The sequence below is a fragment of the Halomonas sp. NYA30 genome (assembly GCF_976980765.1).
This window is the reverse complement of record NZ_OZ334477.1, coordinates 1,646,226-1,659,049: the sequence shown is the minus strand read 5'-3', so window position 1 is coordinate 1,659,049 and position 12,824 is coordinate 1,646,226. Positions and strand designations below refer to the sequence as shown.

The following is a 12,824-nucleotide window of genomic DNA, read 5'->3' as shown; positions in this document are numbered from 1 at the left end:
AGGATAAATATAAGTAGTATTGAACCGCCCCGGTTATTCCGGAGACCGGTTTGTTTGAGTCAGGCAGCTTCACCCGACTCCTCCAATTGACGATAATACGTCCTTTCTCGTTCTGCTGGTGGAACGTTTCCGATGGGTTCCAGCAGTCGACGATTGTTGAACCAGTCAACCCACTCTAGCGTGGCATACTCAACGGCATCCAGTCCCCTCCATGGGCCACGATGATGGATCACCTCCGTTTTGAACAAGCCGATGATGGTCTCGGCCAGCGCATTGTCGTAGGAGTCGCCGGTGGTACCGACTGAGGCATTGATACCCTCGTCAGCCATACGCTCGGTGTAGCGGATCGAGAGATATTGGCTTCCCCTATCACTATGGTGGATCAACCCTTGTCTGTGTTTTCGTGCCCACAGAGCTTGCTCCAGAGCGTCCAGCACCAGTGCTGTTCTCATCGACGTCGCTACACGCCAACCCACGATACAGCGTGCATAAACATCGATAACGAACGCAACGTAAACGAAGCCAGACCAGGTAGCGACATAGGTAAAATCGGCCACCCAAAGCTGATTAGGACGCATGGCCGTAAAGTCACGTTTCACTAAATCAGGTGCCCGTTTCTGGCCGGGATCACTGATGGTCGTGAAGGGGCGTTGGCCTCGCACCACGCCGCGAATTCCCAGGCGGCGCATGAGCCGTTCTACAGTGCAACGAGCAACCTTAACGCCTTCACGGCGGAGTTGCCGCCAGACCTTACGGGCACCGTAGACGCAGAAGTTTTCTTCCCACACCCGCTGAACCTCAGCCGTCAGAAGCTCATCCTGCCGATACCGGTCTGCCCGCCGTTCAGGATCAGCTTCAAGTGCCTTGTGGTGGTAATACGTCGATGGGGCGATTGGCAGCTGGCTACAAATCGACTCGACCCCGAACTGAGCACGATGCTCGTCGATAAATGACACCATCAATTGGGTTTGCGGTCGAGCTCCGCCTGGGCGAAAAAAGCAGCCGCCTTACGGAGAATTTCATTGGCACGCTTCAATTCGGTGTTTTCACGCTCTAGCTGCTTGAGTCGTTCATGTTCAGACAGGTTAACCGAGCTGTTTTCCTGCGTGAGTTCTGTGCGTTTGCACCAAGCTCTCAAGGTCTCTGGTGTACAACCGAACTTGCTGGCAATGGAACAGATCGCCGCCCACTTGGACGGGTATTCGCCTTGCTGTTCAATAACTAAACGAACAGCTCGCTCCCGCACTTCCGGGGAATATCGTTTTGGTGAGTTCATAACTCCATCCTCTCAAGATATGGAGTCTCCGGTAAAGACGGGGCGGTTCAGGGTGCTTGTGCTTCCGGTTTTGCGGTTTCCATGGTTTGGCCCTCGTTGCTGTTACGGTCGGTCTGTTGAGTGGTGGTTGCTGGTTGGTTCATCAGGCCCTCCATTGGGCGGTTGGGGTGCAGGGTGAGGATGTGGAGCCAAGGCCCCACGGTTGGGAAAACGTGAGCAAGGCAAAAAGCGCCTGCCAGAAAGGGGGATGGGGCACGGCAAGGAGACAATCAGGAAGTGTTCGCATAACGAACGAAACCACTCCCCTATAATTCCCCTGACTGATTTCAAAAACGCGGGCAACGAGGCAACACCGGTAACACCATTGATTTAATTGGTATTTTTTGGCAACCTGTAGCCGCTTTTTTAAAACGGCAACAGACAAAATCAGGTGCTCTATAGATATAAAGATATGTGTTGCCTTTGTTGCCACCTCTCTTATTAATAGGCAACGGCTGCAAGCCCCGTGGTTGCTGGGTGTTGCCGTTGTAGCCAGTGTTGCCACAGAAACTAGGTTCACGCGTAAAAAGCCTATCCATCATTCGCCCCCTCGCTCTGCATCCAGCTTGTCGGGATCAATGACGAAAAAGCGCGTGCTCCCTCCTCCTGGGAGGCGGTAGTTTTTCTGGCGGCGGCCACTGTCGGTTTTGGCTAGCACGTTGTAGGTTTCCAGGGTGCGTATCACGCGGTCACGGCCATACCCCGCTGCCGCCTCAGTCAGTGAGGCACGGTTGAACAGGTAAAGACGCTTGCCGTCCTCGATCTCGAAGTAACCTGCTCGGTGCTTAATGTTGGAGTTGGGTAGCTCAGCAGCAATATTGGAAAAGCGGCTATCACCGTGCATGGCGATAAAATCCGATAGCGCGCTAAGTATTTGACGATCTTCTGCGTTACCGTCGCCTACCCTGGCGATCCACTCGCGGAATAGCTGGCGGCTTGCGTTGGCGGCGGTGCCTTCTTCCCACGGCAAAATTCCGTAAGTGGTCGCCAGCTCCCCGCGGTAATTTTCAACCCAGTTGTCCAAATGGCTGCCTCTAAGCAGCCCGTTTATTACGCTCAACTTCCTGCAGCTTGCCAGGGTTGAGCGCTACCGAACCAGGTACTTCCCAGTTTCGGGTGTTGCCTGACCAGCGCTGTGGATGTCGGCGCTTGGCGCTTTCATACACCGCTTTGCGATGTTCAAGGCGTTCTCGGTCGACACCTCGATGCCGATCAGCGGGCGTCACGTAGCGAAGGCCACTGTGCAGGTGCTTTTCGTTGTAAGCACGTTCGAACGTCAGCATCCAGTCACGTACCGCGTTTAGCGATGCAAAGCCCTTTGTAGGCCATGCGGGGCAATATTTGACGGTGCGGAACAACGCTTCTGAGTAAGGGTTGTCATTGCTCACTCTCGGTCGGCTGTAAGACATCAACATCCCAAGCTCTGTTAACCTCGCTTTCAGCGTATAAGACGTCATCGGCGCACCGTTATCCGAGTGCAGCACTGGAGGCTGGTGCCAGCAACCTTCGCGCAATAAGGCGCGTTCCAGCAGGTGTTTCGCTAACTCGCCTGATTCCGCATCGTGGACTTCCCAGGCGATGATTTTGCGACTGTAGATATCCATGATCAGGTAAAGATACCAGTGCTGGCCACGCACAACGGAAGAGCAGTAGCTGATGTCCCAGCACCAGACTTGGTTAGGCCCAGTGGCCGTAAAGCTCGTCGGCTCAGGCACTGGGCGACGTGGCTTCATGCGCCCGCGGTGGTGCTGCTGTTGGTGCTTTTTCAGTACCCGATAGAACGACGACTCGGAGGCCAAGTAGACCCCTTGATCAGCCAGTGACGGCACGATCTGAGACGGCGGTAGGCTTCGATACTCGGGGCGATTGCAGGCGTTTAAAATGGCCTGTTCCTCCTCATGAGTCAGCTGATGCGGCTGACTGCCTTGTACCGCGTGTAGACGCTGATCCTCAGCCACAGCGCCCTCCCCAGAACGCCAGCGTTTCAGCGTGCGCTCACTCACGTCGATAATCGCCGCTGCTTGATAACGGGAAGCGCCCCCGGTGACCGCTTCATCAAACAACGCAATGAGCCTTGCACGTTCCTCAAGCGGTGTCAGTCGTCCCCGCCGCTGTTCGGGTCTTCGCCGTACAAGGCGTCGAGCTTTTTTGAGAGCACCAGTAACGAGGTGGTTTCCGCTAAGGCTCTATCTTTGCGGCGCACTTCCGCTTTGAGCTGTTTGATCGTCTTACGGTCTTCTTTACGCTGCTTTTGTGCCGTTTTTTGCTGATCGTCTTGTTGACCAGCGCCCTGGAGACAAGCGGCTTTCCACTGCTGGATCTGCTCGGGATAAAGACCTTTTTCGCGGCAGTAAGCCCCAAGCTCTGTTTCTGACAGGGTGGCAGTTTCGATGACCACCGCGAGCTTGGCGTCTGGCGACCATTCGCTGTCGCTTTGGGTGTAACCCGGCACAGGTACTCCTTTTTCTCGACACTGTTTTAACCAACTATACAGCGTCGCGTCAGAGATGCCTTCTTCAGTGGCAACTGACACCACACTACGATTGTGGGGCGGCAGTAACTTTTTCAAGACAGCCGCTTTACGCTCTTTAGAATAACGTGGCACACGTGCTCCATGCCGCTCCCTCTGGATGTGATTTAGGCGATATTGCCAACTGGACAACTAGGCTGACAGAGGGGGCCCGGCTAGCCCAATGATGGCGAAGCGATCCGCTACCCTGCCCGCCTGGGGGCCTTCAGAGTTGAATCCTTCCCGTACCTCAGCAAACCGCCGATAAAAGTAGTCGGGGTCGGTTTCCTTGAGTATCTGCTCCACGAATGCGGGGCCGATCATGCCGAAGTGGTGCGCTGTGGCCGTGGTCAGCCTTACGGCTCTTTCCGGTTTTCTGTTCCACGTCTTTACGGCGCAACAAGCGATTGCCTAGCGGGATCTGGTTCACCGTTTTGAAGGTGGGTTGGTGTGTGTTGTCGGTCATGGGTTTATGTCCTCGCGGTCTCGTTCCCAGCAAATGCTCCAGTAGCCCGAGTAAGCTTGACGCCCTCGCCAAAACCTTGCCAGCAGGGCCGGGTGTAAGTGGTGCCACTTACACCGAGGTAAAAAATTTTCTCTTGTATAAGCAAAAAAGCCGCTGCGGGGGCAGCGGCTTTAAACTAAACATAAACTACGACTCAATCTTAATTAGCTATTAATAAACAATATATCGCTTAAACACGGACTAGTTTCAGCAAAGGTTCAAAGGAATACATGGCTGGCCGTCGCCCTGATGCCTCCTCGACTGTACGTATTATGTCATTATCTAACATAATTCTAGTAAATCTTGCAGCAGTAGCTGCCGGAATCCCACTTTGCGAAGTAAATTTGTTATTACGAAATACAGGGTTAGTGAAAACAAAATCTAGTGCAGTCACGCTCCATTTTGAAGACAACAACTCAGCAAATAAAATTTTCATTTCTTCATATAACGACCTTATATTTTCAGCAACAGTTAAATTCCGTATTGCCTGTTGCTCTACGGCTTCTAGAAAAAAAGAACACCATTCTTCCCAATCCCCTGTCTCCGATACTCGCCTCATCGTATCAATGTACTCATCCTTATTTTCTTCAAAATATCCACTAATATAAAAATGAGGTGCTGAAATAGTTCCGTACTTCCATAACATCAAAGTTATCAACATCCTCCCAATCCTTCCATTACCATCTTTAAACGGATGTAAGGCCTCAAACTCTATATGCGCCAATGCTGCTTTAACGAGCGTTGGGCTAGGATCTTCATTGATATACTTGAACAATACATCTAATCCATCCTGTAGCCGCTCTGGGCTAACGGGAATGAAAAGTATTTTCTTTTTATTCCTATCAGCCAAATAATTTTGCTCAAGCTTAAACTCCCCCGGTGACTTTGATGCCCCTCTACCAAATGATAAAAGTCGTTGGTGTACTCCTTTAAGCAGCGACTGAGAAACTGGATAGCCATCATTTAGAGCTTTTTGAGCGGCCTTCAACGCCCTTTGGTAAAGTATTGTTTCAATAACTTCAGACCTTACACTAGGTGTACTAGCCGCCTCATTTTCATGATCAGCCTCATATTGCAAGATTTCATCCATAGTACTAACAGTTCCCTCCATTCTAGAAGAGATAACTGCTTCTTGATTCCTTAAAGGGGCAAGCAGTATTTCGCTATTGTGCATGTTTTTTAGCATTTGATCATAGCGTGCAATTGCATCTGTAGCTTTTATAAGTTTGTCTACAAACTTGCCATAATCTATTTTTTGAGGTGGAAATTTATCGTAGTGATAATTTACAGCTTCGTCTAAATTTAACTCCATTTCAATTGCCTCTCAAATTTTCAATTTCTTGAACGCCAAATATAGTACATCATATTTATCAATTTTTGAGAGTCAACATTATTTTCAATACCTCTATGGATGCCTGATCATGAGATGCATGCTTAGCAGAGGTTAGAATCTCATTTTTAGAACTATATGAGACTGTACCTATTTTGACGTGCATCTATGCAAACCTACAGAGCTAGCTTCTCACTTCCAAGAACTTATGAGAACGTAACCAACTTGACGTGCATCTATGCAAACCTACGATGCTAGCTTCTCACTTCTAGAAACTTATGAGAACGTAACCAACTTGACGTGCATCTATGCATACCTACGATGCTAGCTTCTCACTTCTAGAAACTTATGAGAACGAAGCTGTTTTGACGTGCATCTGTGCAAACCTACGATACTAGCTTCTCATTTTTGGAAACTTATGAGAATAAAGCTATCTTGACGTGCATTTGGGCAATCCTACAACGCTAGTTTTCAATCAAAGAAACTTACAGGCCTGTATGTAGCTCGACTTTCATATACTTCTCCCCTAACTCTCTCCTGAAAACAGCCTGCCCCCTTGCCTATCTGTCCCAAATAGATAATCCGCCCAAAATTGCATCATGGCGGGCCTTTGATCCGGGGCCATGTGCTGGGCGTGGGTGTAAACGCCCTCGATCCCTGGCAGCTTGTGCGATAGCTGTAGCTCTATCCATTCTCTTGGGTAACCCAATTCTTTCAAACCGGTGGCCACCACATGGCGGCAGCCATGGGGAACGTACCGACCCTCATAGCCAAGGCGCTTTAAGGCCATGTTAAAGGCGGCATCGGATATCGGCTTACGGGGGTTGTTTCGACCTGGGAACAGCAGTTTGAAAGTTCCTGTTAGCTTGTGCAGGTAGCGCAACTCATGAACGGCTTGTGTGGGCAAAGGGACTTGATGCGCCCTGCCCATCTTCATACGCTCAGCGGGGATCTTCCAGATTCCGTCTTGTAGGTCGAATTCTTTCCACTCAGCCATGCGCAGCTCACCAGGGCGCACAGCCGTCAGCAGCAATAGCTTCAAGCCAATACGCACCATAGGGCTCTTATCGTAGCCCTCAATATCACGTACAAGTTCGGGCAGTTCTTCCTGAGAAATATGGTGAAAGCTTCCACGCTTATAGGGTTTAAGCGCTGTATTGAGGTCGGTGAGGGGGTTAAAGCTAGCCCGGCCCGTTATGATGGCGTAGCGATAGATATCCCTGCAGAAGGCGTGTAGCCGGCGTCTCTGCTCAAATTTTCCCAAGTCTTCTAGCGCGCGTAGTATCTCAAGCCACTCTAAGGGCAGAATGCTCTCAATGGCGCGATTACCCACCTTTGGGAAAACGTACATTTCCAGCACACGCTTACTATCGTTGGCTCGCTTAGAGGTCTCTTTCCAACGCGGCACCATGCTCGCGTGCCACTCCATGGCCAGCACCTCAAATGTGTTTTGTGCAGCGTACTGTTGCTGCCGCTTATCGTTTTGCTTTTGCTCAACTGGATCGGTGCCTTGAGATATTAAACGCCTTATGTCCGCCCGCTTCTCCCTCGCTTCGGCAAGGCTCACTTCTGGATATTTCCCAAGGCTAATCATGTTGCGCTTGCCATTAGGGCGTGTGTAGCGCAAACGCCACCCACGACGACCATCGGGCCAGATCCTAAGTTCTAATCCTTGGCCATCGTTGAGGGCTAAAATTTTCGTGCTAGGTTTGGTTGAGTTTATCTGTCGAACGGTTAGTGCCATGGCGGTATACCGAGCATCTTCGAATGGGGGCATATACCATTCTGTATACCACTTTGCAGCCGGTTTTGAAAGGAATGCTGGGGAACAATGAGGGCTAAAAAATAATGTCTTTCAGAGTGTTACACATCATTTTTGGCTTTGTCAGGACTTCTCAAGATAGCCCGTTGGCGTCCCTGGCAGGATTCGAACCTGCGACCTGCCGCTTAGGAGGCGGCTGCTCTATCCTACTGAGCTACAGGGACTTAAGCGGAGTACAAACTTGAGGGCGCGTAGTATAACGCGTCCGGTTAGGCAGGGCCAACCGAGTTGGCCCGCTTCAACCTAATTGCTAAATCCAACCAAGCAAACGCAGGGCAAACACGCCCAGCGTGACGGTAATGCTCGCCATCAGTGTGGTAATGGCGATGATATTGGCCGCTAACGCTACATTGCCACCGATCGCTTTTACCATCACAAAGCTTGCCGCGGCCGAAGGGCTGGCAAAAAACAGGAACAGCAAACCCAGCTGTGCTCCAGAAAAGCCCACTAGCCAAGCGGCTGCCGTTGAGACAATGGGCAATATCACCATTTTCATCCAGCTAGCGCTTAGCGCCACCTGACTACTGTCACGCATGCTTGATACAGAGAGCGTAGCGCCGATACAAATCAGCGCCAACGGCAGGGTTAAGGAAGCAAAGTAATCCCCTGAAGTAATCAACCAACTGGGCAGAGGGATAGAGAGAGCTGTAAATGGCAATGCGGCAAAGACCGAGATAATCAGCGGGTTGGTGGCAACATGCTTTAGCAAGCTGCGCCAGTCAGTGGACTGCCCAGGCTGATAGAACGCCAGCACCACCACCGAAAGCGCGTTGTACAACACAATAACCACGCCTAACAGCAAGCTACCCGCTGAAAGGCCGTAGTTACCGTACATACCCGCTGCAAGTGCTAGCCCCACTACACCGCAATTGCCACGAAACGCACCTTGCACGTATATACCGCGATCTTCACGCGCGACACGGTAATGCGCCCATACCCAGCTCAGCAGAAACTGCCCCAGCGTCGCCACCGCAAAAAACACCATCAGTGAAATATCTAGCGCAACACTTAGGTCGGCTTTTATCAAACTAAGAAAAATCAGAGTGGGCAGCGTCGCTTTAAAGACTAAGGCTGAGGCAGTTGAGACGAAAGCGCTGTCGATCAATTTCAAGCGCCTAAGGCTCAGGCCGATAAACACCATCGCAAACACAGGCAGCGTGATATCCAGCGTGCGAGCAAAGAGTTCGATTAGGTTCACAACAGTATCTCGATCTGCCTTGATTTTAAAAAACTGGCTTCTAGCAGTAAGTTCAGCACCTGCTTATATTCTACTGTTGGGCAAGTTTTGTCGACTAGTAAGCACGCCACAGGCACACAAGACGGCTTTTGGGGCATGTGGTAACTATTTAAATTGATCGAAGAGTTCCATGACATCATCATCATGACTTTGGGGCATATTGACGACCACCCCATCTCGGCCCTGATCTTTAGCCTTGTAACTCCCGGCATCGGCTCTCTCTAAAACGCTGCTTACACTGGCGTCAACTTCATCAAAGGTGGTGACGCCAATACTGAGCGTCACCATGTACTCTTTCCCTTGGTGAGTCACGGATATCTCCCCCACTGCTTGCCGCAAAGATTCCGCCACTGCCTTCGCCCGAGAAAGGGTACAACTAGGCAGCAGTACACCAAACTCGTCACCGCCCTGACGCGCTACATGGTCGCTACGACGCACCTCCCAGGCGACCACTTGAGCAATACGACGCAGCATTTCATCGCCCAAAGCATGCCCGCCTTCATCGTTGATAGGCTTAAAGTGATCTAAATCGAACAGCAACAGGGCCGAAGGCGTGCTGGTTTTTTGAAAATCGGCAAAAGCTTCTTCAAGGCGGCGCTCAAAACCTCGACGATTCAGCAAACCCGTTAGCGGGTCATGCTCCGCCTCCCAACGCTGAATAGCTTCCTGTTCCCGTCGCTCAGTTATATCTTTCACAACTCCCACCAAACCAAGGGTATGGCCATCTTGGGAAAGCATAACCACGCGAGCATGAATATCCAGCCACAGCAGCTCTTGATCGCTGCGTAAAAAGCGTAACTGACGCACAAAGTCACTGCCGGTACGTAGGCTATGGACCCACATATCCTTGGTACCGGTGATATCGTCAACGTGAATTTGAGTGAGCCATGACTCCATAGCCAGATCAGGAGAAATATTCAGCATCTCAAGCAATGCTGGATTCATGTAAGTGATGTCACCTTTAATATTGGCGACAAACATGCCCTGCGGTGCGGCATTGAGCACTGAGTCAAGAAACGCCTCGCGCTCCTGAAGATTACTGAGCAGTAGCTGCCGCTCCTCTTCTACCCGGTTAAAGGTGGATGCGACTTGCTGCAGTTCCTGCATATTGGTGGCCAGGCTGACGTGCTCTCTGTGGCCCAGCCCCACCTCACCAATCTGTTTTTCCAGATGCTTAAGGGGCGAAAGCTCACGACCTAACAGCCACCACAACAGGGGCAACATCAATACTGCCAGCGACACCCATAGCCACCAAAGTTTCTGGATGAAATTAGCCAGCGGCAATTGCGCTTGCTCAATCGGCAAATAGAAGCCAACGACCCAACCGGCAGGCCACACTTGAGCATAAGACTGTAGCGCTGTTTGGCCATTTAATAATTCGTCAACAACATCACCTTCCCAGCCATCCAAAGCAAGATCCAATCCAGGATTAAATTCCTTGTCAGGTACGCTGGCATTAATCAAGCGGCTGTTAGGGTGATACAAAATTTTTCCGGATGCAGTAGCAACAGCCGCATAGCCACTCTCACCCAAGCGAACCTTGGCCAAGCGACCAAACATTCCGCCTGAATCCAGGCTAAGAATGCCGCCCACGAAACCATCGAACTCACCCTGTTCAGTAAGGCGTGGGACACTGACTAACACCATAGGCATACCACTAGCTCGCCCTTGAAATGGCTCGCTAACGTAAGGCCGAAGAGTACCGCGCAGCATACGGAAGTATTCAAGCTCGGCCGTGTGGAGTCCTACTCGGCCCACAATAGCTGGCCAGTCAGCCACGACCTCTCCTTCACGATTAGCAACCACAATTCCCTCAAACCAAGCCAACAGACCATCATTCTGACGCAGCTGGTAGCTGATCCAACTCGCATCATCGGTGGCACCAATCATGTCGCTTAAGCGTTCTAATGCCTGAAAACGTTGTTCAATCTGCTGGGTCACTTCGTCGGCAAGCAGCGTAGCTTCATAACGCAGATGAGACATATTGGCCTCATGCACCATGGTTTTACCCAACTGCCACGACATGCCGAGCACCAGTGATACCACCAAAAACCAAGTAAGCGCGAGCCCCAGCAGAAGCCGGCTTTTTAATGAGCGAGAGGTGAGTGTTAGTTTCAGTGGGTTAGCCAGAGGCACTGGATAGCCTTAAATTATAAAATAACGGCAGCATTTATACCCATTTGCGGTGGTAAGTGGAGCAGTATCGTCCACTCCAATTCATCCACCAACATAACAAAATTCCGACCCGCGCATACGTTGATACGTATCAACTATAAGCCACTTTTAAAATTAATTTAATTGTGGAGCCCTCTATTTCATGGGTAATAAAACTGGTTTCACATTAGCTACTGCAACACACCTGCTAGTAGTGCGGAGGCATTTTCGACTAGCTCGTCCAGATGCTGCTCTCCTTTGAAGCTTTCGGCATATACCTTGTAAAGTGATTCCGTGCCGCTGGGGCGAGCGGCAAACCAACCGTTTTCGGTGGTGACTTTAATACCGCCAATAGCAGCGCCGTTGCCGGGTGCGTTGACTAGCACCGCAGTAATCGGATCGCCAGCAAGCTGCTTCTCCGTTACGCTTTCTGCAGTCAGGTTTTTAAACGCAGCCTTCTCTTCTGGGGAACAGGGAGTATCCACGCGTTTATAGAAAGGCTCGCCAAAGCGCTCGGTGAGCGTGCGGTAATACTCGCTGGGCGTTTTGCCAGTAACCGACATGATTTCCGCTGCCAACAAACAGAGTACAATGCCGTCTTTATCGGTAGACCACGCTCTGCCTTCACGGGTCAGCAAGCTGGCGCCTGCGCTCTCTTCGCCGCCAAAGGCCAGCCAGCCTTCGTGCAAACCATCCACAAACCACTTAAAGCCTACCGGCACTTCATAAAGCTCGCGCTGGTGGGAAGCCACTACACGATCGATCATCGAAGACGACACCAGCGTCTTGCCAATCTTCAAGCTAGCGGCCCACTCTGGGCGATGAGTGATCAGGTAATCGATACACACGGCTAAAAAGTGATTAGGGTTCATCAAGCCATTAGCGTCAACAATTCCATGTCGGTCAGCATCCGGGTCGTTACCAAACGCTATATCGAAGCGGCCTTTAATCTTGAGCAAATTGGCCATTGCTGCAGAGCTTGAGCAATCCATACGAATTTTGCCGTCGTGATCCGGCGGCATAAACGCAAAATCAGCATCAATCGTAGTATTCGCTACTTCAAGATTGAGATGGTAGTGCGCCGCTATCGCCTGCCAGACTGGCAATGCTGTGCCCCCCATCGGGTCGACACCAAGCGCTAGGTTTGCCTTCTGAATTGCGGCTATATCCACCACCGCGCCTAATTGAGCCACATAATGAGCGGTGAAATCGTACTCCTGGGCATGGGCGATCGCCTCATCAACCGGCACGGTGGGCACATCTTCTAGCTGACGCAGAAGGTAAGCATTCGCACGCAGCTCAATCCAGCCGGTGGCGTCAGTATCCGCTGGGCCGCCGTGGTGTGGGTTGTACTTAATGCCACCATCTTCCGGCGGGTTATGCGAAGGCGTGATGATTAGGCCATCCGCGAGCGCCGGCACCGTCTGATCCTGTGGGTGATTATGATGCAAAATCGCCTGACTGATCAGCGGTGTTGCGGTGTAGCCCTGATCTTTCTCAACAAACACCGACACCCTGTTGGCGGCCAGCACCTGCAGCGCACACTCCCAGGCGGGGCGAGAAAGCGCGTGGGTATCGAAACCCAGGAACAGCGGTCCCTGATAGCCCGCATCAATACGATAATCGACCACTGCCTGGGTGATTGCATAAATATGTGCGGCATTAAATGTACGCTCGTTGGAGCGGCCACGGTGGCCGGAGGTACCAAACGTTATGCACTCCTTAGGAACGCTAGCACTCGGCTGTTGTTCGTAGAATTCTTTTAAAATAGTTTCCATTCTTCTGATCTCCTTTTACGTAAACGAACTATCCCATCATATTTACTAGACGCTTGCACGCGCGTATGGATATCTATTATCCCTGTTATACAAGTATTACTGGTATTTAAAACAAGATCATTGACATCACAAAAAGCCAAGCACAGAAAAATGGTTGGCTTTTTTGTAAATTTT

Annotated in this window: 8 protein-coding genes, 1 tRNA gene, 1 pseudogene and 1 other annotated feature; all 10 genes and pseudogenes read right to left on the bottom strand. The window is 51.0% G+C overall.

Features of this window, described 5'->3' with window-relative positions:
• Positions 1-59: 59 nt before the first annotated feature.
• Positions 60-1,276 (bottom strand): IS3 family transposase gene (locus ACWI0H_RS07515; RefSeq protein ID WP_101146781.1). Its coding sequence is split into 2 segments (ribosomal slippage): positions 60-991 and positions 991-1,276, totalling 1,218 coding nucleotides; the frame shifts between segments, so codons are not numbered across the junction.
• Positions 885-1,001 (bottom strand) — a sequence feature (AL1L pseudoknot). Its footprint overlaps the gene before it by 117 nt.
• Positions 1,277-1,853: 577 nt before the next feature.
• On the bottom strand, positions 1,854-2,339 hold the full coding sequence (locus ACWI0H_RS07510) for a hypothetical protein (RefSeq protein ID WP_485875815.1): 486 nt from the start codon (positions 2,337-2,339) through the stop codon (positions 1,854-1,856).
• Positions 2,340-2,349: 10 nt separating this feature from the next.
• Positions 2,350-3,920: pseudogene (locus tag ACWI0H_RS07505) on the bottom strand (IS3 family transposase).
• A gap of 57 nt (positions 3,921-3,977) precedes the next feature.
• Positions 3,978-4,148 carry a hypothetical protein gene (locus ACWI0H_RS07500; protein WP_485875814.1) on the bottom strand — a complete coding sequence of 57 codons (171 nt, stop codon included), beginning with the start codon at positions 4,146-4,148 and terminating at the stop codon, positions 3,978-3,980.
• A 371-nt stretch (positions 4,149-4,519) separates the two neighbouring features.
• Positions 4,520-5,641 carry a Fic family protein gene (locus tag ACWI0H_RS07495; RefSeq protein WP_101145296.1) on the bottom strand — a complete coding sequence of 374 codons (1,122 nt, stop codon included), beginning with the start codon at positions 5,639-5,641 and terminating at the stop codon, positions 4,520-4,522.
• A 544-nt stretch (positions 5,642-6,185) separates the two neighbouring features.
• Positions 6,186-7,436 carry a tyrosine-type recombinase/integrase gene (locus tag ACWI0H_RS07490; protein ID WP_485875813.1) on the bottom strand — a complete coding sequence of 417 codons (1,251 nt, stop codon included), beginning with the start codon at positions 7,434-7,436 and terminating at the stop codon, positions 6,186-6,188.
• A gap of 132 nt (positions 7,437-7,568) precedes the next feature.
• A tRNA-Arg gene (locus ACWI0H_RS07485) sits at positions 7,569-7,645 on the bottom strand.
• An 86-nt stretch (positions 7,646-7,731) separates the two neighbouring features.
• Positions 7,732-8,679 carry an AEC family transporter gene (locus tag ACWI0H_RS07480; RefSeq protein ID WP_485875812.1) on the bottom strand — a complete coding sequence of 316 codons (948 nt, stop codon included), beginning with the start codon at positions 8,677-8,679 and terminating at the stop codon, positions 7,732-7,734.
• A 144-nt stretch (positions 8,680-8,823) separates the two neighbouring features.
• Positions 8,824-10,743 carry a sensor domain-containing diguanylate cyclase gene (locus tag ACWI0H_RS07475; RefSeq protein WP_485876175.1) on the bottom strand — a complete coding sequence of 640 codons (1,920 nt, stop codon included), beginning with the start codon at positions 10,741-10,743 and terminating at the stop codon, positions 8,824-8,826.
• Positions 10,744-11,063: 320 nt separating this feature from the next.
• The gene (gene pgm / locus ACWI0H_RS07470; protein WP_176302818.1) at positions 11,064-12,650 is read right to left on the bottom strand and encodes a phosphoglucomutase (alpha-D-glucose-1,6-bisphosphate-dependent); all 1,587 of its coding nucleotides are present in this window, start codon (positions 12,648-12,650) and stop codon (positions 11,064-11,066) included.
• Positions 12,651-12,824: the final 174 nt, after the last annotated feature.

Bases quoted from the DNA above. Each gene is read 5' to 3' on its own strand.
- pgm (WP_176302818.1), bottom strand. From the start codon at position 12,650: ATGGAAACTATTTTAAAAGAATTCTACGAACAACAGCCGAGTGCTAGC.
- ACWI0H_RS07495 (WP_101145296.1), bottom strand. From the start codon at position 5,641: ATGGAGTTAAATTTAGACGAAGCTGTAAATTATCACTACGATAAATTT.
- ACWI0H_RS07500 (WP_485875814.1), bottom strand. From the start codon at position 4,148: ATGATCGGCCCCGCATTCGTGGAGCAGATACTCAAGGAAACCGACCCC.
- ACWI0H_RS07490 (WP_485875813.1), bottom strand. From the start codon at position 7,436: ATGCCCCCATTCGAAGATGCTCGGTATACCGCCATGGCACTAACCGTT.
- ACWI0H_RS07475 (WP_485876175.1), bottom strand. From the start codon at position 10,743: ATGTCGTGGCAGTTGGGTAAAACCATGGTGCATGAGGCCAATATGTCT.